The sequence below is a fragment of the Sphingomonas sp. NCPPB 2930 genome (genome assembly GCF_042867205.1).
Lineage (GTDB): Bacteria > Pseudomonadota > Alphaproteobacteria > Sphingomonadales > Sphingomonadaceae > Sphingomonas.
Genome location: NZ_JBHZQU010000001.1, coordinates 452009 through 471721, shown reverse-complemented (window position 1 = coordinate 471721; position 19713 = coordinate 452009). Strand labels below are relative to the sequence as shown.

Below are 19713 nucleotides of genomic sequence, written 5' to 3'. Positions count from 1 at the left end.
CCGCTCCCGTCATCGCGTCAGGCGTCGATCACCTCTTCGTCCAGCCGCGCCGCATTCTCCTGGATGAAGGCGAAGCGGTGTGCCGGGTTGTTGCCCATCAGCCGGTCGACCAGGTCCTTCACGCCTGCCCGCTCCTCATATTCCTGGGGCAGGGTGATGCGGATCAGGCTGCGGGTCGCCGGGTCCATCGTGGTCTCGCGCAGCTGGCCGGGGTTCATCTCGCCCAAACCCTTGAAGCGGGCGACCTCGACCTTCTTGCCCTTGAACGCGGTGCGCTCCAGCTCGGCACGGTGGGCGTCGTCGCGCGCATAGAGCGACTTGGCCCCGACCGTCAGGCGATAGAGCGGCGGCTGGGCGAGATAGAGATGCCCGCGCCGCACCAGATCGGGCATTTCCTGGAAGAAGAAGGTCATCAGCAGCGTAGCGATATGCGCGCCGTCCACGTCGGCGTCGGTCATGATGACGATCTTTTCGTAGCGCAGCTGGGTCGGGTCGCAATCCTTGCGCGTGCCGCAGCCCATGGCCAGCGTCAGGTCGGCAATTTCCTGATTCTGCAGGATCTTGGTCGAGGTGGCCGACGCGACGTTCAGGATCTTGCCGCGGATCGGCAGGATCGCCTGGGTCTTGCGGTCGCGCGCCTGCTTGGCCGAACCGCCCGCCGAATCGCCCTCGACAATGAACAGCTCGGTCCCCTCGGGGCTGTCGGCGGCGCAGTCGGTCAGCTTGCCGGGCAGGCGCAGCTTGCGCGCCGAGGTCGCGGTCTTGCGCTTGACCTCGCGCTCCGCCTTCCGGCGCAGCCGTTCATCCATCCGGTCGAGCACATAGCCGAGCAGCGCCTTGCCGCGCTCCATATTGGCGGAGAGATAATGGTCGAAATGGTCGCGCACCGCCTTTTCGACCAGCCCGGCGGCCTCGGGGCTGGTCAGCCGGTCCTTGGTCTGGCTCTGGAATTGCGGTTCGCGGATGAAGACCGACAGCATCAGCTCGGAGCCGACCATGACGTCGTCGGCGGTGATGTCCTTGGCCTTTTTCTGGTTCACCAGCTCGCCGAACGCGCGCAGGCCCCGGACCAGCGCCTGGCGCAGGCCCTGTTCATGGGTGCCGCCATCGGGGGTCGGGATGGTGTTGCAATACCAGCTATAGCTGCCGTCGCTCCACAGCGGCCAGGCGACCGCCCATTCGACGCGGCCCTGTTCGCCTGGAAACTCCTGGTTCCCGGAGAAGAAATCGGCGGTGGCGCATTCGCGCCCGCCCAGCTGTTCCTTCAGGTGATCGGCCAGGCCGCCGGGGAACTGGAACACCGCCTCGGCGGGCGTGTCGTCGGTGATCAGCGCGGGCGAACAGTGCCAGCGAATCTCGACGCCCGCGAACAGATAGGCCTTGGAGCGGACCAGCTTGTGCAGCCGGGCGGGCTTGAAGGCGAGTTCGGGGCCGAAAATCTCGGTATCGGGGGTAAAGGCGACGCTGGTCCCGCGCCGGTTGGGGGCGGCCCCCACCGTCTCCAGCGGCCCCAGCGTCGCGCCGCGCGCGAAACGCTGGCGATAGAGGATCCGCTCGCGCGCGACCTCGACCACCGTGTCCGACGACAGCGCATTGACCACCGACACGCCCACGCCGTGCAGGCCGCCCGAGGTCGCATAGGCCTTGCCGGTGAACTTGCCGCCCGAATGCAGCGTCGACAGGATCACCTCCAGCGCCGACTTGTCGGGGAATTTGGGGTGCGGGTCGACCGGGATGCCGCGACCATTGTCGACGATGGTCAGGCGGTTGCCCGGCTCCAGCTTGACCTCGATCCGGGTGGCATGGCCCGCCACCGCCTCGTCCATCGCATTGTCGAGGACCTCGGCGGCCAGGTGGTGCAGCGCGCGTTCGTCGGTGCCGCCGATATACATGCCGGGGCGGCGGCGCACCGGCTCCAGCCCTTCCAGCACCTCGATCGAGGAGGCATCATAGGCGGGCTGGGTGCGGGGCGTGCCCGCGAACAGGTCATTGGACATAACGGGAACTATAGGGGCTGTAGGGCCAGTGCGCCAGCGCCGCCTGCACCGCGCAAATGCGACAAAACTTTGCTTACGTTAAGTTGCGGGATATTTCGGTCGCATCCGTCCGTTCCCCCGGAACCTTAGCCAAGGGACACGGGAGAATTTATGGTGAAGTTTTGGATGGCGGGCGCCGCGGCCTCGGCCTTGTTCGCCGCGCCGGCGATGGCGCAGGACAGCTATGCGACGGGGGACGACCCCGCTCCGTTTTCGGGCGTCTATGTCGGCGGCAGCTTCGGTTACGACGTGCAGCCCAATGATGTCGGCTCGCGCCTGCTGTTCGATCGCAACGGCGACGGCCGGTTCGGCGATGTCGTGACGACCTCGACCGGGGCCAACGCCTTCTCGCCGGGCTTCTGCAACGGCGCGGCGCGCAGCGCGCTGTCGCCCCAGAATGCGGCGACCGGATGCAACAACGACAAGGACGGCATCGCCTATTACGGCCGAGTCGGCATCGACCATCAGGTCGGCAACATCGTCTATGGCGCGGTCGGCGAGTTCGGCAAGTCGGAGATCACCGACAGCGTCTCGGGCTTTTCGACCACGCCCGCCTGGTACACCTTCACCCGCAGCATCGACTGGGAAGCCTCGGTTCGCGGACGCGCGGGCTATGCGGCGAACAACACGCTGTTCTACGGCACGTTCGGCGGCGGCTATGCGCGGATCAACCGGACCTTCACCACGTCCAACACCGCCAATGCCTTCGCGATCAGCGGTGACCGCAACCGCTTCGGCTTCCTTGGGGGGGGCGGCATCGAGCAGAAGATCGGCCGCAACTTCTCGATCGGCATGGAATATATGTACCACCAGTATAACGACGACGAGACCCGCGTCCGCGTGACCCAGGGATCGGCGCCCGCGACCAATCCGTTCGTGCTGGCGCCCAATACGGCGGGCACCGACATTCGCCGGTCGGACGACAAGTTCCGCTGGCACTCGCTGCGCGCGACGGCGGCGTTCCGGTTCTGATGCGAGGGGCGCCCCGTCGCTCGGGGAGAGCGGCGGGGCGTGCACTTCGACTTCGCTCAGTGCGAACGGAGGTTGGTACCTGACGTCCGTTCAGCCTGAGCGAAGTCGAAGGCCACGGAATTACGCCAGCAACGAAAAAGCCCGCCGGTCGCGAAACCGGCGGGCTTTTCTCATCGATCCCGGCTCAGCGGACGCGCGGGCCGCCAAAGGGAAGCGGCGGCGGCGGGCGACGGTCGCGGCGGGGCAGCTGCGCCTGATAGGCGTGGCCGCAATGCTCGACGCAATAGGGGAAGCCCGGATTCACCTTTTCGCCGCAGAAGTGGAAGTCCGGCTCGCCCGGATGGCCGATCGGCCATTTGCAGATGCGGTCGTTCAGGTCGAGCAGCGAGGTCTTGCCCGCAATCTCGGCGCTGGGCTTGGCGGGGACCAGGCGACGCGGCGGGGCGGGCGAGGGCGGGGGCTGCTGCTCGCCGGGCGACTGGCGGACGAAGCCGCCCGGGCCGACCGAGCGCAGGATCGGCTGCGGCTCGCGAGCCGGTTCGGCGGCGGGTTCGGGCGCGGCGGGGGCGGCCCGTTCGGCGCGCACGGGTTCGGGCTCGGGTTCCGGGGCGGGCGGCGGAGCGGCAGGAACCGGCTCGGGCGCCTCGGCCACCGGGGCAGCGGCGGGCTCGTTGGCCTTTACCGGCGACGGACGCGCCTGAAGGCCCAGGCGATGCGCCTTGCCGATCACCGCGTTGCGGCTGACCCCGCCCAATGCTTCGGCGATCTGGCTGGCGGTCTGTCCCGCCTCCCACATCGTCCTGAGCGTATCGATCCGCTCATCGGTCCACGACATTCGAAACCTTTCCTCACTTCATCATCGCACCGGCCAGTCATTGTACCGGGTTGCGGGCGGCCACGGCAACGGTTACGCGCTATGGCGATGAGCAGCCAGCCCCCAATCGGTGAAATCCACTCGGCGGTGCGCGCCGCCCCTGGTGAGCCCGTGATCCGGAACATCAACTGGGGAGGCCTGCGAACCCTCTATATCAAGGAGGTGCGCCGGTTCTTCAAGGTGCAGCTCCAGACGATCTGGGCGCCGTCGGTCACGACCCTGCTTTACCTCATCATTTTCACCACCGCGCTGGGCGGGCGTCATGCCGTGCCGGTGGCGGGGATGCAGGTGCCGTTCGCCGATTTCATCGCGCCGGGCCTGATCGTCATGGGGATGATGAACAACGCCTTCGCCAATGCCAGCTTCTCGCTGCTGGTCGGCAAGATCCAGGGCACGATCGTCGACTATCTGATGCCGCCGCTGTCCACCGCCGAGTTGCTGGCCGCGCTGGTCGGCGGTGCGGTGACGCGCGCGGTGTTGGTCGGGGTGACCGTCTGGGCGGCGATGGCGATCTGGCCGGGCGTCCATGTGACGCCGCACGCCTTTTTCGCGGTGCTGTGGTTCGGCCTGCTGGGTTCGGTGTTCCTGGCGCTGCTGGGCGTGTTGACCTCGATCTGGGCGGAGAAGTTCGACCATGCCGCCGCCGTCACCAATTTCGTGGTCGTGCCGCTGTCGCTGCTGTCGGGCACCTTCTATTCGGTCGATGGCCTGGCCCCGGCGTTCCGCGCGATCAGCCATGCCAACCCGTTCTTCTATGTGATCTCGGGCTTCCGCTACGGCTTTCTGGGGCTGGCCGATTCGCCGGTGACGCTGGGCGGCGCGATCGTGCTGGGCATCGACGTCGCGATGGCGGTGCTGTGCTATGTGCTGTTGCGCAAAGGCTGGAAACTTAAAAATTAAGTCCCTGCGGCTTAACCGCTTTTTCACCATAGAGCCGCTATTCCTGCCTCTCTGCTCCAGCAGCGGAACCTCCTCTTGGCCGGGTTGTCAGCATGCCCGGTTCAGGTCCTTAGCGGGACCGCCTGCGCCGTCGATGCCCCTCGGGGATCGGGCCAGGCGGTCCCGGCCTTTCGCGCCCGGTGATCCATGCGGCATTGCAAGCGCGCGCCAATGGGCGTAGCGGAGGACCCCATCATGACATCTTCTGCTCCCATCGCGGTCGTGCTCGTTTCGGGCGGGCTGGACTCGATGATTTCCGCCGCCTCGGCCAAGGCCGCAGGCTATCGCATCCTCGCATTGTCGGTGGATTACAACCAGCGTCACAAGGTCGAACTGGCCGCCGCCGCGCGCGTCGCCGAGGCGCTGGGGGCCGAGCGGCATATCGTCCTGCCGCTCGACCTGTCGGCGTTCGGCGGGTCGGCGCTGACCGCCGATATCGACGTGCCCAAGGACGGGGTCCAGCCGGGCATTCCCATCACCTATGTCCCGGCGCGCAACACCATCTTCCTCAGCTTGGCGCTGGGCTGGGCCGAGGCGGCGGGCGCGCGCGACCTGTTCATCGGGGTCAATGCGCTCGACTATTCGGGCTATCCCGATTGCCGCCCCGAATTCATCGCCGCCTTCGAGGGGCTGGCCGAGATCGCCACCAAGGCGGGCGTCGAGGGCCACCCCTTCAAGATCCACGCGCCGCTCCAGCACATGACCAAGGCGGACATCGTGCGCGAAGGTACGAGGCTGGGCGTCGACATGGGGATCAGCTGGTCCTGCTACGACCCGACGCCCGAGGGGCTGCATTGCGGCGAGTGCGACAGCTGCCGCCTGCGTTCGCGCGGCTTCGAGGAAGCGGGCATTCCCGATCCCACCGCCTATGCGGTCAAGCCGCAGGGCTGAGGCCATGAGCTATGCCGTCAAGGAGATGTTCCTGACGCTCCAGGGCGAGGGGGTGCAGGCGGGGCGGCGCGCGGTGTTCGTGCGCTTTGCCGGGTGCAACCTGTGGTCGGGGCGCGAGCAGGACCGGGCGAGCGCGATCTGCCGCTTCTGCGACACCGATTTCGTCGGAGTCGACGGCCTGGGCGGTGGGCGCTTCGCCGATGCGGTGGCGCTGGTCGCGGCGGTCGAGGGTTTCTGGGGCACGACGCGCGACCAGCGCTTCGTCGTGCTGACCGGGGGCGAGCCGATGCTTCAGGTCGACGACGCGCTGGTCGAGGCGCTGCATGCGGCGGGGTTCTTCATCGCGATCGAGAGCAATGGGACGATCGCGGCGCATCCGGGCATCGACTGGGTGTGCATCAGCCCCAAGGCGGGGTCGCAGGTCGTCCAGCGTTCGGGGCAGGAGCTGAAGCTGGTCTGGCCCCAGACGGGGATCGATCCGGCGGAGGTCGAAGGCTGGGACTTTGCCAACCATCTGCTCCAGCCGCTCGACGATCCGCGCGCGGAGGCGAATCGCGAGGCGTGCATCGCCATGGTGATGGAACGACCGCGCTGGCGATTGACGCTCCAGACGCACAAGATGCTGGGGTTGCGGTAAGGGTTTTGGGCTGGCGTTGGGGCGTGCGCTTCGACTTCAGCGCGAAGTGCCGAAGTTCATCCTGAGCGGCTGGCTTGCCAGCCAGCCGAAGGGCTCAGCGTGAACGCCTGTGCGGATAAGTCCCATCCTCCGTTCAGCCTGAGCGAAGTCGAAGGCCACGCCCGACGCTAACCCAACGTGGAACGTGCACTTCGACTTCGCTCAGTGCGAACTGAGGTAGGGGGTTACGATCAGTGAACGAACCGTGCCACCACGTCGCGGTAGCTGCGCGAGACCTTCACCTGCGCGCCCGACTCGAGCAGCAGGAAGCATTCGCCATTGGTGTGCGGCTTGACCTGCTTGACCAGGTCCAGGTTGACGATGGTCGAACGATGCACCCGCTGGAACCGCCGGGGGTCGAGTCGCTTCTCCAGGTCCTTCATCGTCTCGCGCAGGACCAGCGAATTGTCGCCTGTGTTGATCACCATGTAATCGCCCGCCGCCTCGATCATCTCGATCGTGTCGACATCGACGCGGAAGATCTGGCCGCGATCCTTGATGTTGATGAGCTTCTCGAAGCGGCTGGCGGCGACCTCGCCGCCTTCGTTTAGGTCGGCGACCGCTTCGGGAGCATGCTCGGCGAGCACTTCCTTCAGCTTCTCGACCTCGTCCGCGCCGCGCTTCTCGTTCAGCCGCTGGCGCACGCGGTCGAGCGTGTCGGCGAGTCGTGCCTCCTCGACCGGCTTCATCAGATAATCGACCGCCTGTGCCTCAAAGGCGCGCAGGGCATGGTCGGAATAGGCGGTGACGAAGACGAACAAGGGCGGTTCGACCTCCATCAGCCCCTGGATCACCGAGAAACCGTCGAAACCGGGCATCTGGATGTCGAGGAAGACGAGGTCGGGCTTGTGCGTCTTGATCGCGCGGATCGCTTCGCGCCCGTTCGAGCAGCGCTCGATGATCTCGACGTCTTCGTGCGCCTGGAGACGGATCTCCAGTCCCTGGATCGCCAGGGGCTCGTCGTCGACGAGGATGGTACGGATGGTCATGCGGCCTCTCTGTTCACATTCTCAAGCTGGAAGGGGATCTCGATCTCGACCGAGAATCCGCCAGCCGGCGCGGAGCGGGATTCGAAGCGGTGATCCGGGCCATAAGCCTGGGCCAGCCGTTCGCGGATATTGGACAGCCCAACGCCGGTCGAAACGCTTGAGGAATGACGCACCTCGTGCAAGCCGGGACCGGTATCGGATACGGCGATCCGCACCCGTTGCCCGACCAGTCGCACATCGACGCGGATATCGGCGCCTTCTTCCTGCGGGGTGACGGCATATTTGATAGCGTTCTCGACCAGCGGCTGGAGCAGCAGCGAGGGCAGCCGGGCGCGTTCGGCCCGCGGGTCGATCTCGAAGCTCGGGCGCAGGCGATCCTCGAAGCGCATCTTCTCGATTTCCAGATAGAGTTTCAGCGTTTCAACCTCTTGCGCCACGGTCACATGCGCCGTGGGCTCATTGGCCAGCGTGTAGCGGAGGAAGGCTGACAGCCGGCTTAACATCGCGTTCGCCCGCTCGGTCTGCTTGAGCAGCACCAGCGTCGAGATGGAATTGAGCGTGTTGAACAGGAAATGCGGGTTCAACTGGTAGCGCAGCATCGCCAGCTGCGCCGACGACGCCTGATGCTCCAGCGCGCGCATCTCGTCGATCTGGTGCTCGACGATCAGATAATAGTTGATCGCGAAATAGAGCGCCGACCAGCCCGCCAGCACCTCGAAGGTGATGAACAGATTGCCGATCAGCAGCGAGACGGTGACCCCCGGCTGGGTCGTGGTGATGAACGAGAAGGAAAAGGCGTTGAGCGCGGCATAGAGGAAGGTCGCGGCCGCCAGCGTCGCCAGCGTCAGGAACACCCCCGCGATACGCGGCAGCCGCCGGTAATAGCCATAGAGGGTCGAGAGCAGCAGCGTGATGCAATAGCCCAGGATCGCCTCGATGATCACCGGGATGATCTTCTCCAGCGAAAAGCCATTGGAGACGCCGACCACCGAACGCTGGACCAGATAGCCGGACCAGCCGACCGCCTGGAGTATCCAGAAGGCGCGCGCCTTGTTCTCGAAAAACGGCCGCACCGACAACTGGTCGGCGGCGGCGGGCGAAGCGGTGCTGGTCGCGACGGGCGAATGGGTGGCCATGGCCGGGTGACATCTACACGGACCACAGGCGAAGGGCAAAGATTGGGGCACGGGCAAAAGAAAGGGCCGCCCTTCCCGGAGGAGGGGCGGCCCGAAATCCAGTCCGACTTAAAAGCCGGGTCGGAACTTAGAATTGCGTGTTGAGCGACACGATCAGTGCGCGGGGCGAACCAATCTGGACGAAGGGCAGCGACGACACGACGTTCGCCGTCTGACCGGCCTGACCCATGCCGCCGACATAGAAGGTGTTGAACACGTTCTGCAGGTTCAGCTGGATGTAGGTCTTGTCGGTGCCAATGCCGGTCCAGCCCAGCGAGATACGCGCGTCCAGATCGACGGTCGTGTAACCTGGCGCATAGGCACCATAGGTCTGGTACTGGATACCGCGCGTGCCGGTGAACGACGCGGGCACGTTGGAGACGGTCGGGCAGACATTGTTGATCAATGCGACCGTGCAGGCGAACTGCGGCAGGTTCTGGTCGTTCAGATAACGACGGCCGGTCCGCTTGGCCTGGACGCCCAGGTCCACCGGGCCGAGTGTAGCCTGGACGCGACCGCCCAGCGTGTAGACGGGCGCACCCGATTCCCGCTTGCCAGCCGTCAAGGCGTAGGTCGGCGCTCCCGCGGTGGTGCAGTTGGTCGTCGTATTTGCTGCGGTCAGCGTGGTTGGGCAGCGACCGAGCACGACGTCGTTCTTGATCTCCGACTTCATGTACGAACCGAAGACGTAGAACAGCAGTTCGTTGATCGGGCGATAGGCGATCGAACCGTCGATGCCGTATTTGTCGACACGGCCCAGGTTGCGATAGATGGTCTGCTGGGTGTCGACGTCATAGGCCGAGGCCAGACGGTTGCTGAACTTGGTGTACCACAGGCCGACCTGCGCCTGAAGGCGGTTGGTGGTGTAGCGCGCGCCGAGGTCGAAGTTATCCGAAAATTCGGGCTTCGGGTTGGCCGCTTCGGTGTTCGCGGGATAATAGATCGTCTGGTACAGATTGTCCGTACCCGGGACCTGAAAACCGCGCGAGTAGTTACCGAAGACCGAGGCGCTGCCGTCGAAGCGATAGGTGAAGCCCGCGCTTGGAAGAACGCGGTTGTACTTCAGGACACGCTGCTGCGGCACGGCATAGCCGGTCACCGTATTGGTGGCGGCGTTGTACGAATAGGGGTTTTGCGCGGCATAGGCAGCATTGGCTGCATCATTGCCCCGACCCAGACAGTCAACATTGCCGCCGCCCGAAGTGACGAAGCAGAAGTTGTTCAAGTCGCGCTTGAACCACGGAGCGCGGATGCCAGCCTGCAGCGTCAGCGTATCGTCGAGAAACTTACCGGTGTATTCACCCGAAACCTGATCCAGGATCGCGAACGACTGGCGATCACGCTTCTGTACCGCAAAGCCATTGGCTGCGAGGATGGGGTTGTTGATCGGGAAAACGTCGAATGGCTGACCATTCAACTGGAGATAGCCCAGTTCGCCGGTCTGGCGATGACGAGCATATTCATGCGTGTAGGCGACACGGAAAGTCTGACCAGGCGCGAAATCGTAGCGGAGCGACGAGATCAGGCCGTAACGATGGGTGACGGTCTGGCTGGGAGCCAGCAGGGTGACGCCGCCGTTCGTGGTGGTCGTGCCGGTGGTCGACGTACGATCCAGCACATCCCCGTCGCCATTCAGGTCACGGCCGAAATAGTAGTTGTTGTTGATGAAGCCGTAATAAGTGACGCCGTTGCGGACAAAGCCACCTTCCTGGCCGCGCACGGTGCCGCCGCCATTGGCCTTGGTATACTGATAATAGGGATCCGCCGACAGGATCAGGTTGTCAGCCAGCGTGAAACGCGAGTTGATGCGGATATTGGCGGTGTTCGAGGGGTTGTAGCGCTCGTCGAAGCTGGTGCCGCAGCTGTTCGGAACGTCGTTCACACCTGCCTGCGGCGTGTCGATCTGGCAGCGCGCGACGTTGTACGGCAGTTCATCGCGGCTGTTGGGGAAGCGGTTGCTCGAACCCGTGCCAGCCGTGCGGACAGCACCGGTCACCAGCGTCGGGGCAGCGGCATTTGGACCGCTGCCGCCGGTCGAGGTGAACACGTTGGTGTCTTCACGCAGCGGAGCCGAACCGAAGAAGTTGTTGCGGTTCTGATTGTAATGGCCCGACACAGCGATGAAGTCGCCGTTGCTGCCGATCGGCTGATAGACCTTCGCGTTATACTGCTGCTTGGCGATCTTGCCGTAATTGTTGAACACGACGTTGTTCGTCGCGCTGCTGCCCGCAATCCAGGCCTTGGTGCCCCACGGCGTGAAGACACCCGTGTTGACCATGCCGAAAACGCGGAAGAAGCTGTAGTCGCCGACTGATCCGACCATGCGCGCGCCGAACGTGTCAGAGGGCATCAGGCTGCGATAGTTGACGGTCGAACCGGTCGCGGCGGCGGTCGGCGAGTCGACATCGGTGGTGCCGAGATTGACGTTGACCTGCTCGATCAGCTCGGGGTCCAACTGCTGGTTGGAATAGATTGCATAGTTGCCGGTGTCGTTCAGCGGTATGCCGTCGAAGGTCTGGCTGATGCGGGTCGAATCAAAGCCACGAATCGTCAGCGTACCACCCGCCGATCCGAAGGGATCGTTGTTCTGGAAGCTGACGCCCGGCAGGTTGTTGATGATCTCGTTGACGCTCTGGCCCGGCGTCTGACGGCTGATGAACTGCTGGGTCAGGACCGCCTTGTTGCGGGTGGTGTCGACCGTCTTCACGCCGCCTACGCTGTCGTTGCGGCTGCCGGTAACGACGACTTCCTCAGCATCGACCGAGCCCGTCGACTGCGCGGCGGCCGCCGCGGGAATGGCGAGCGCGACGATGGCCGCGCCCAGGAAAAGCGAATTACGCATAGATAAAAGGTCCCCTTTTCGCGCGAAGCGGCGCGGTCCGGCCGTGTTTTCCGGCTCGGTTGAGCGTGCCCCTGACTGACGAACATTGCCGTTATGTGACAAAGTTCACGCTTACGACAGGGGGGTGATCACTCAATTGCCGGGCGTTGCAGTTTGGCAACGGTAATGGGAGCGATCACAGCGCCATCACATTCGGATTGCGGCGATTTTCCGGTTCGCAAGGTTCCAGCGGCGCGTTCGGTGGCGACAGGCAAGGGCCGATAAGCGCGCTCGACCGTCGTTGCGAAGGTGACGCCGCCGTCATGATTCGGCGGCGGCGTCGCGCAGGGTCAGCTGGATGCGACCAGCTCGTTCCAGGCGGCTTCGTCGATCACCCGGATGCCCAGGTCCTGCGCCTTTTTCAGCTTCGATCCGGCGCCCGGCCCGGCGATGACCAGGTCGGTCTTGGCCGAGACCGATCCCGAGACGCGCGCGCCCAGCGCCTCCGCCTGGGCCTTGGCCTCGTCACGCGACAGGGTTTCGAGCGTGCCGGTGAAGACCAGCGTCTTGCCGGTGACCTCCGACTCGCGGGTCTGGTGAACGGTGTCGGCGGGCGTCACCTCGCCCAGCAGGTCGTCGACGACCGCGCGGTTATGTTCCTCGGCGAAGAAGTCGAGCAGCGCATCGGCGACTTCGGGGCCGATCTGGGGCGTGTCGATCGCGGCGACGATGGCGCGCTGGCGGCGCAGCTCGAACTTGCGGTCGGGCTCGCCCAGCGCGGGCACCGTTTCGGCGCGGACCTGAAGCGCGGCATCGATCATCGCGCGGAAGCCCGCCATCGAGACGAAACGCCGCGCCAGATCGCGCGCGGTGATCTCGCCGACATGGCGGATGCCCAGCGCGAAAAGGAAACGGTCGAGCGATATGTCGCGCCGCGCGTCGATCGCCGCCAGCAGCTTGTCGACCACCAGTTCGGACATGCGCTCGCGCGCGATCAGCGCCTCGCGGTGCCGGTGCAGCCGGAAGATGTCGGCGGGCGAGGCGATCAGGCCGTCGCGAAAGAACTCCTCGACGCGGACCAGGCCCAGCCCGGTGATGTCGAAGGCATGGCGCGACACGAAATGGATCAGGCGTTCGACGCGCTGTGCCGGGCAGATCAGCCCGCCGGTGCAGCGGATGACGACCTCGCCCTCTTCGCGAGTCGCCAGACTGCCGCATTCGGGGCAGTGATCGGGGAAGACGAAGGGCTCGCGGGCCACGTCGCGGGTCAGGTTCTCGACGATCTGCGGGATGACGTCGCCCGCGCGTTGCAGGACGACGCGGTCGCCGGGGCGCACCCCCAGCCGCTCGATCTCGTCGGCATTGTGCAGCGTCGCATTGGTCACGACCACGCCGCCGACCGTCACCGGCTCCAGCCGCGCGACCGGGGTCAGCGCGCCGGTGCGGCCGACCTGGATGTCGATCCGCTCCAGCGTGGTCTGCGCGCGCTCGGCAGGGAATTTGTGCGCGATCGCCCAGCGGGGGGTGCGCCCGACAATGCCCAGCCGCGCCTGCCAGTCGAGCCGGTCGACCTTGTAGACCACGCCATCGATGTCGAAGGGCAGGTCGGCGCGCTGCGCCTCGATCGTGCGATAGATGGCCAGCGCGGCGGCGGCGTCGGGCACGCGGGCAAAGGCATCGGCGATGGGAAAGCCCCAGCCGCGCCAGGTCTCGACCATGTCGAACTGGCTGTCGACCGCGACCTCGCTCGCCTCGCCCCAGCCATGCGCCAGGAAGCGCAAGGGGCGGCCCGCCGTGATCGCGGGGTTCTTCTGACGCAGCGAACCGGCGGCGGCGTTGCGCGGATTGGCGAACTGGCGCGCCTCCTTGCCCGTCTCGGCCGCCTCCTGTGCCAGCTTGGCGTTGAGCGCGGCGAAATCGGCCTTGCTCATATAGACCTCGCCGCGCACCTCGAACACGCCCGGCGCGGGGATGGTCTGGGGTATGTCGGCGATGGTGCGGACATTCTCGGTCACGTCCTCGCCGATCGCGCCATCGCCGCGGGTCAGCGCCTGGACCAGCCGTCCGTCGACATAGCGCAGCGAGCAGGACAGGCCGTCGATCTTGGGTTCGGCGGTCAGCGTGACGGGGGCGTCCTCGGGCAGCTTCAGATAGCGGCGGACGCGGCCGACAAATTCCTCGACCTCCTCGTCGGTGAAGGCATTGTCGAGGCTGGTCATCGGCCGGGCATGCGCGACCTTGGCCAGATGCGCGGCGGGGGCGGCGCCGACCTGGACGCTGGGCGAGTCGCTGCGGACCAGATGGGGGAAGGCTGCCTCGATCGCGGCGTTGCGGCGGACCAGTGTGTCATAGTCGGCGTCCGAAATCTCGGGCGCGTCCTCGGTGTGATAGAGGCGATTATGATGCGCGATTTCGCGGGCGAGCGCCTCCAGATCGGCGGCGGCTTCGAGATCGGTTTGCGGCAGGGCGGGGAGGGCGGTCACGCCGCCGTGCTAGTCCACCCCCCGCCGGGGGATCAAGACCGCGATGACGTCAGTCCGGCGTCGCGAGGAATGGGCGTATCGCGGGGATGGCGCTATGCCTCGTCATAGCCATGGGCGATCAGCCATGACCGGGCCTGTTCCAGATGGATGCCGACCATCGGCAGGTCGAGCCGATCCGCCAGCGCAAGGCAGGAACGCATTCCCGCCACCAATGCCGTAATATCGTTTGCACTGGGCGGAGCGGGCGTGAAAGGCAAAGGGACAGGCATGCGATGAGTCCGTTCAAGGCGTGCGCAAGGATCGAACGCATCACCTTCATAACTGATCGACATCAAATATAAAATCGAATTGGCGTCGCCCTACAGCGTTTCGAGCAGTCGGTCGGCCTGGGCGCGGGCTTCGTCGGTGATCGTCGCACCCGACAGCATACGCGCAATCTCCTCGCGCCGTTCCGCCTCGCTCAAGGCGCGGACCCCGGTGCGGGTGACGGTGCCGTCATGGCTCTTGGCGATCAGCAGATGCGCCGCGCCGCGCGCCGCCACCTGCGGGCTGTGGGTCACGACCAGCAACTGGGTCCGCCGCGCCAGCCGGTGCAGCCGGTCGCCGATCGCGGAGGCGACCGCGCCGCCGACGCCGCGATCGATCTCATCGAAGATCATCGTCGTCGCGCCGCCTTCCTCGGCCAGCGCGACCTTCAGCGCCAGGATGAAGCGCGACAATTCGCCGCCGCTGGCGATCTTCATCAGCGGGGCGAAGGGCGCGCCGGGGTTGGTCGAAATCTCGAACTCGACCCGGTCCTTGCCTGCCGCCGACCAGCCGGACGGCTCGACGGTGGCGACCACGGTGCGGAATCGCGCGGCGTCCAGCTTGAGCGGGGCGAGTTCGCTCTTCACCGCCTGATCCAGCCGCTCGGCGGCGGCGGCGCGCGCCTTGGAAATCTGGGCCGCGGCCTTGTCATAGGACGCGCGCGCGGTCGCGACGGCGGCCTCCAGCCGACCGATTCCCTCTTCGCCCGCATCCAGCCGCTCCAGCCGCCCGCGCAGCTGTTCGGTCAGTTCGGCGAGGTCGTCGGGCTGGACGCGGTGCTTGCGCGCCATGCCGCGCAGTTCGAACAGCCGGGCCTCGTCCTCCTCCAGCGCACGGGGATCATAGGCGAGTTCGCGATGCGCATCGGCCAGCCGGTCCTCGGCCAGCGACGCCTCGATCACCGCGCGGTCGATGGCGGCCAGCGCCTCGGCCAGCGCGGGGTGATCCTCGCCGATCCGCTCTAGCACGCGGGCCGCCTGGCGAAGTCCCGCCAGCGCGCCGTCGGAGCCCTGCAAATGGTCCTCGATTGCGGACAATTCGCCCGCGATCTTTTCCGAACGCTGCATGGTGCGCCGCCGGTCGGCCAGCGATTCCTCCTCGCCCGGTTCGGGGGCGAGCTTGGTGAGTTCGGCGACCGCATGTTCCAGCCATTCGCGGTCGCGCGCCGCCGTCTCGATCTCCTCGCGCGCGGTGGCCAGCGCCGTCTCCGCCTCGCGCAGCTTCGTCCAGGCGGCGGCGACCGCGCCGGTGTCGATCCGCCCGAAACTGTCGAGCATCATCCGGTGGCCGCGCGGGTTCAACAGTCCGCGATCGTCATGCTGGCCGTGGATCTCGACCAGGAAGGGCGCGATCTCGCGCAGCAGCGCGGCGGAGGCGGGCTGGCTGTTGACGAAGCCCCGGCTGCCGCCATCGGCCTTGACCTGGCGGCGGACGATCAGCGGTTCGCCCGGTTCGACCGCGATGCCCGCATCGTCGAGGATCGTGGCGAGGCGGCTGTCGGGGGCGGGGGGCTCGAAGCTGGCGGTGACGATCGCCTGGCCCGCGCCATGGCGGACAAGGCCGCTGTCGCCGCGCCCGCCAAGGGCCAGGCCCAGCGCGTCGAGCAGGATGGATTTGCCGGCGCCCGTCTCGCCCGTCAGGACGCCCAGGCCTTGGCCGAAATCGAGGTCGAGCGCCTCGATCAGCACGACATCACGGATGGACAGCGCGGTCAGCATGGGGCGCGATATAAAGCCAAATGCCGCGCGATGTTATCCCCCCTGCGCGAAAATGATCCCGATTTGTTCGGGTGGGGCGCGATACATGGCCTTCCTTCCCTGCAAGAGGAGGGGGTCAGCGAAGCTGACGGAGAGGGGGCGCCCTGTGGAGCGCGCGACACCCCTCCCGTCAGGCCAGCGGCCTGCCACCTCCCCGTGCAGGGGCGGAATAAGGGCTTAGCCGGTCGGCGAGCTGTTGTTGCCCGTCGGGGTAGGGCGGCCCGGTGCGGCGGCGCTGGGGGTGGCGTTGCCCGCGCTGCCCGGCAGGGTGACATTGACCGAACCCGGCGTACCCTGCGGCACCACGGGCTGGCCCGGCTGGATCGGCGGGATCGTCTCGACCGGATATTCGCGCATCAGCTTGTACGCGCGGTTATACCAGTCGCTGCCCGGATAATTGGCGCCCAGCACGGCGGCGGCGCGTTCCGCCTCGGGACGCACGCCCAGCGCCAGATAGGTCTCGGTCAGCCGCAGCAGCGCCTCGGGCGTGTGGCTGGTCGTCTGATACTTGTCGACCACGGTGCGGAAACGCATCGACGCGGCCAGCCACTGGTGCCGGTCCTCGTAGAAGCGGCCGATCTCCATTTCCTTGCCCGCCAGGTGATCGTTGACCAGATCGACCTTCAGCCGCGCATCGGCGGCGTAGCGCGAATTGGGATAGCGGCGCATCAGCTCGCCCAGCGCGTCGAGCGCCTGGCGGGTGATCTTCTGGTCGCGGGTGACGTCCTGGATCTGCTCATAATAGCCGAGCGCGATCAGATAATAGGCATAGGGCGCGTCGCGATTGCCGGGATGGACCGAGATGAAACGCTGCGCCGACTGGATCGACTGGGTATAGTCGCGGCCCAGATAATAGCTGAACGCGCTCATCAGCTGCGCGCGGCGGGCCCAGATCGAATAGGGGTGCTGACGCTCCACCTCGTCGAACAGCAGCGCGGCCTCCTTATAGCGGCCCTGATCCAGCCGGTTCTTGGCGGCGGTATAGAGCGTGCCGACGTCGCGCGCGACATAAGGCAGGTCGGTGCGGGTACGGTTGCGGGCGCAACCCGCGATCGGAAGGGCCAGAGCGGCGATGAGCGCCAGCGACAGCGCACGGGAACGGGGGTTACGCATCGCGCATGTCCTTAGCGCAGCCGGACGGCGGGGAACAGTCCTTCCGCACATGCGTCTGCGACGGATGCGAAACGACGCGGCTTGCCATCGATATATGGGTCGCGGCATGGGCGGGGCAGGGCGGAACGGCCCATGGCGCCGACGGTTTTCCCGTCGCCCGATCGGAAGGAAGATAGACCCATGCCCGCCACGCTGCTCCATACCCACCGCGTCGAAAAGCCCTGGGGCCGCCATACCCTGTATCCCGGCTTCGAGGATGCGCCCGCCGACGGCGCGCCGATCGGCGAGGTCTGGTTCCAGGCGCCGGGCGACACTTCGCCCGACCTGCTCATCAAATATCTGTTCACCAGCGAGAAGCTGTCGGTCCAGGTTCATCCCGACGACGAACAGGCCCATGCCCGTGGCCTGCCGCGCGGCAAGGACGAATGCTGGACCATCCTGACCGCCGAGCCCGATTCGACCATCGCGCTGGGCCCCAAGGCGCCGATGACCAAGGAACAGCTGCGCGCCGACGCGCGCGACGGCTCGGTCGAGGCCGATCTCGATTGGGTGCCGGTCAAGGAGGGCGATTTCTATTACGCGCCCTCGGGCACCATCCATGCGATCGGCGCCGGGCTGACCGTGATCGAGGTGCAGCAGAACAGCGAGACCACCTACCGCCTCTACGACTATGGCAGCGACCGCGAGCTGCATCTGGAGGACGGGGTCGATGTCGCGCATCTGACCCCCTATCAGCCGATCGTGTCGCCGGGGCCGGCGGGCGAGGGGCGCGATATCCTGGTCGAAGGGCCGAAATTCGTGCTGGAACGCTGGGCGGCGGGCGAGCACGCCGTGGCGCTGCCCGAGGGGCGGACGGCCTGGCTGATCCCGATCACCGGATCGGGCAAGGTCGCGGGTGTCGCGTTCCAGGCGGGCCAGTGCCTGACCGTCACCGGCGCCGAGACGGTGACGCTGTCGGGCGACGGCGATGCGCTGTTCGCCTATGCGGGGACGCAGCGGCTGTAAGCCGGAGGTCCCGGACGGAAAAACGCCCCTCCCGCCGCCTGGCCGGAGGGGCGTTTTCGTATCAGAACAGGCCCGGCACGTCGCGCTGCGCGACCGAGGGGCGTTCGGGCTGGAGCAGCTTGCGCGCGCCGCCCGACAGCGACTGCGCCGTCGCCGTCGACGCGCTGATCGGGGTGCAGGTCTTGCCCTGGAGGAAGTCCAGCGCGGCGCGGGTCGAGGCTTCCTGCGGATCGCCCATCTTGCGGGTCAGGTCGTCGCCCGCCTTGCAACTGGCGGGCACGACGCTGGCCAGGCCGTTATAATAGCCGCCCTGCTGATTGGCGTTCTGGATCGAGATGGCGATGACGCGCAGCCGGTCGTCGCACTCGCTCTTGTCGAGCGCGATCTGCCCCACCGGCTTGCCATAGGTGTTGGCGCCGATCAGCCCACTATTGGACCCCATATAGGGCAGGGTCCGGTTCACCACCAATTCGCTGGCCGAGGCGGTGCCGCCCGTGCCGATGAAGGCGAGCCGGGTCGGCACGATCGATTCGGCCTGGGGCGCGAAATAGGTGGTGGTGTTGTTCGACGCCTTGCTGGCGCGGAAGGCGGTATAGCCCATCACGTCCGACGTCTGGCGATTGCCGCCCAGCAGATTGTTGAACAGATCGGCAATGGTGATCGCGCCGCCGCCATTATAGCGCAGGTCAACGACGACCTGGGTGATGCCCTGCTGCTTGAAGGTCGAAAAGGCGGCGCGCAGCTGCGGATCGGCGGTGCTGATGAAGGTGCGCAGATTGATATAGCCGTAACGCTGGCCGTTCTCGACGATCACCTGGGTACCGTAATTGGGCGACACCGGCTGGAGCGTGAAGGCCGACTTGGTCAGCGTGACGGTGCGGACATTACCCGACGTGTCGGCGACCTGGAGCACGCGGGTCGTGCCCGCCGTATCGGGTCCGAGCGCGTTGGACAGGCCGTTGTTCGGATCGGCGCGAACGATGTCGGCGATCGACTGGATATTGGCGGTCGTGGTGCCGATGCCGCGAATCTCGGTCCCGCGATCGATACCGGCGGCCAGCGCGGCGCCGCTCTCGAACGATTCGGCGACCATCAGCCTGGTCTGCGAGGCGTCGGCGGTCAGGCGGAAGCCGAAGCCCGCATCCGCACCCGAATTATAATAGGCATCCTCCTCCTTGATGGAGGTGATGTAGGTGAAATAGCGATCCTTGCGTTGCGCCCGTGCGGTCGCGGTCAGCGCGTCGATATAGTCGCTGACGGTGGAATAGGGGGTGGGGTCGAGGCTGGCGGGCAGCGTCTCGGGGAAGAGATACCATTCGTTCATCTGCGCCGCGACCCAGTTCTGCCGGTTGCGCAGCGAGCAGCCGTTCGTCGCAGTGCCGCCCGAACCGCTTCCCGAGCCGCCCCCGCCCGAAGGGGTGATCGTGTTCGACCCGCCATCGCCGCCACAGCCCGCCAGCGTCGCGGCCAGGGCCAGCATCGTGCCCAAACGTCCGAATCGCGTCATGAAATGTCCCACCCTGTTGGTCTGGACTGGATAGCCCATGGCCGTAACTGTGTCAGGAACGATCTGTCGCGTTGATGAACAATTCTTAACTGTGGCGAGTCAGGATGGGTATTTGATCGCGCAAGATGATCGCATGTCCATCATCTTTCGCGGCCATGGTTTTTGCCAC

General features: G+C 66.2%; 14 protein-coding genes. 5 read left to right on the top strand and 9 right to left on the bottom strand.

Annotated features, from left to right (window positions below):
• Window positions 1-17: 17 nt before the first annotated feature.
• Complete coding sequence (gene parE / locus ACFX59_RS02145; RefSeq protein ID WP_387429200.1) at window positions 18-1997, bottom strand: DNA topoisomerase IV subunit B; 1980 nt, start codon at window positions 1995-1997, stop codon at window positions 18-20.
• A 150-nt stretch (window positions 1998-2147) separates the two neighbouring features.
• Here parE and ACFX59_RS02140 point away from each other — a divergent pair, with 150 nt between their 5' ends.
• Window positions 2148-3008 carry an outer membrane protein gene (locus tag ACFX59_RS02140; RefSeq protein ID WP_387429198.1) on the top strand — a complete coding sequence of 287 codons (861 nt, stop codon included), beginning with the start codon at window positions 2148-2150 and terminating at the stop codon, window positions 3006-3008.
• A 184-nt stretch (window positions 3009-3192) separates the two neighbouring features.
• Here ACFX59_RS02140 and ACFX59_RS02135 read toward each other — a convergent pair whose 3' ends face one another.
• On the bottom strand, window positions 3193-3843 hold the full coding sequence (locus ACFX59_RS02135) for a GcrA family cell cycle regulator (protein ID WP_387429195.1): 651 nt from the start codon (window positions 3841-3843) through the stop codon (window positions 3193-3195).
• 87 nt (window positions 3844-3930) lie between these two features.
• Here ACFX59_RS02135 and ACFX59_RS02130 point away from each other — a divergent pair, with 87 nt between their 5' ends.
• From ACFX59_RS02130 to queE, 3 genes are all read left to right on the top strand, one after another.
• A complete protein-coding gene (locus tag ACFX59_RS02130) occupies window positions 3931-4782 on the top strand; it encodes an ABC transporter permease (protein ID WP_309701153.1) in 852 nt (283 codons plus the stop codon).
• A gap of 234 nt (window positions 4783-5016) precedes the next feature.
• A complete protein-coding gene (queC, locus tag ACFX59_RS02125) occupies window positions 5017-5712 on the top strand; it encodes a 7-cyano-7-deazaguanine synthase QueC (protein WP_387429192.1) in 696 nt (231 codons plus the stop codon).
• Window positions 5713-5716: 4 nt separating this feature from the next.
• Window positions 5717-6349, top strand: coding sequence for a 7-carboxy-7-deazaguanine synthase (gene queE / locus ACFX59_RS02120; RefSeq protein WP_387429190.1), 633 nt, complete (start codon window positions 5717-5719; stop codon window positions 6347-6349).
• A gap of 230 nt (window positions 6350-6579) precedes the next feature.
• Here queE and ACFX59_RS02115 read toward each other — a convergent pair whose 3' ends face one another.
• From ACFX59_RS02115 to ACFX59_RS02090, 6 genes are all read right to left on the bottom strand, one after another.
• Window positions 6580-7377, bottom strand: coding sequence for a LytR/AlgR family response regulator transcription factor (locus ACFX59_RS02115; RefSeq protein ID WP_387429187.1), 798 nt, complete (start codon window positions 7375-7377; stop codon window positions 6580-6582).
• Window positions 7374-8513 (bottom strand): histidine kinase, encoded by a 1140-nt coding sequence (locus ACFX59_RS02110; RefSeq protein WP_309697052.1) that lies wholly within the window; start codon window positions 8511-8513, stop codon window positions 7374-7376. Before ACFX59_RS02110 ends, ACFX59_RS02115 begins: the two co-directional genes overlap by 4 nt.
• 127 nt (window positions 8514-8640) lie before the next feature.
• Complete coding sequence (locus tag ACFX59_RS02105; protein WP_387429185.1) at window positions 8641-11394, bottom strand: TonB-dependent receptor; 2754 nt, start codon at window positions 11392-11394, stop codon at window positions 8641-8643.
• A gap of 329 nt (window positions 11395-11723) precedes the next feature.
• Complete coding sequence (gene ligA / locus ACFX59_RS02100; RefSeq protein ID WP_387429183.1) at window positions 11724-13856, bottom strand: NAD-dependent DNA ligase LigA; 2133 nt, start codon at window positions 13854-13856, stop codon at window positions 11724-11726.
• A gap of 359 nt (window positions 13857-14215) precedes the next feature.
• Entirely contained in the window at window positions 14216-15880 is a 1665-nt protein-coding gene (gene recN, locus ACFX59_RS02095) for a DNA repair protein RecN (protein ID WP_387429180.1), read from the bottom strand.
• Window positions 15881-16096: 216 nt separating this feature from the next.
• A complete protein-coding gene (locus ACFX59_RS02090) occupies window positions 16097-17032 on the bottom strand; it encodes an outer membrane protein assembly factor BamD (protein WP_307100473.1) in 936 nt (311 codons plus the stop codon).
• A gap of 180 nt (window positions 17033-17212) precedes the next feature.
• On the opposite strand from ACFX59_RS02090, the gene ACFX59_RS02085 reads away from it, so the two are divergent.
• Window positions 17213-18037 (top strand): phosphoheptose isomerase, encoded by an 825-nt coding sequence (locus ACFX59_RS02085; RefSeq protein WP_387429178.1) that lies wholly within the window; start codon window positions 17213-17215, stop codon window positions 18035-18037.
• Window positions 18038-18098: 61 nt separating this feature from the next.
• Here the strand turns inward: ACFX59_RS02085 and ACFX59_RS02080 are convergent, their stop codons facing one another.
• Window positions 18099-19544 carry a S41 family peptidase gene (locus tag ACFX59_RS02080; RefSeq protein WP_387429175.1) on the bottom strand — a complete coding sequence of 482 codons (1446 nt, stop codon included), beginning with the start codon at window positions 19542-19544 and terminating at the stop codon, window positions 18099-18101.
• Window positions 19545-19713: the final 169 nt, after the last annotated feature.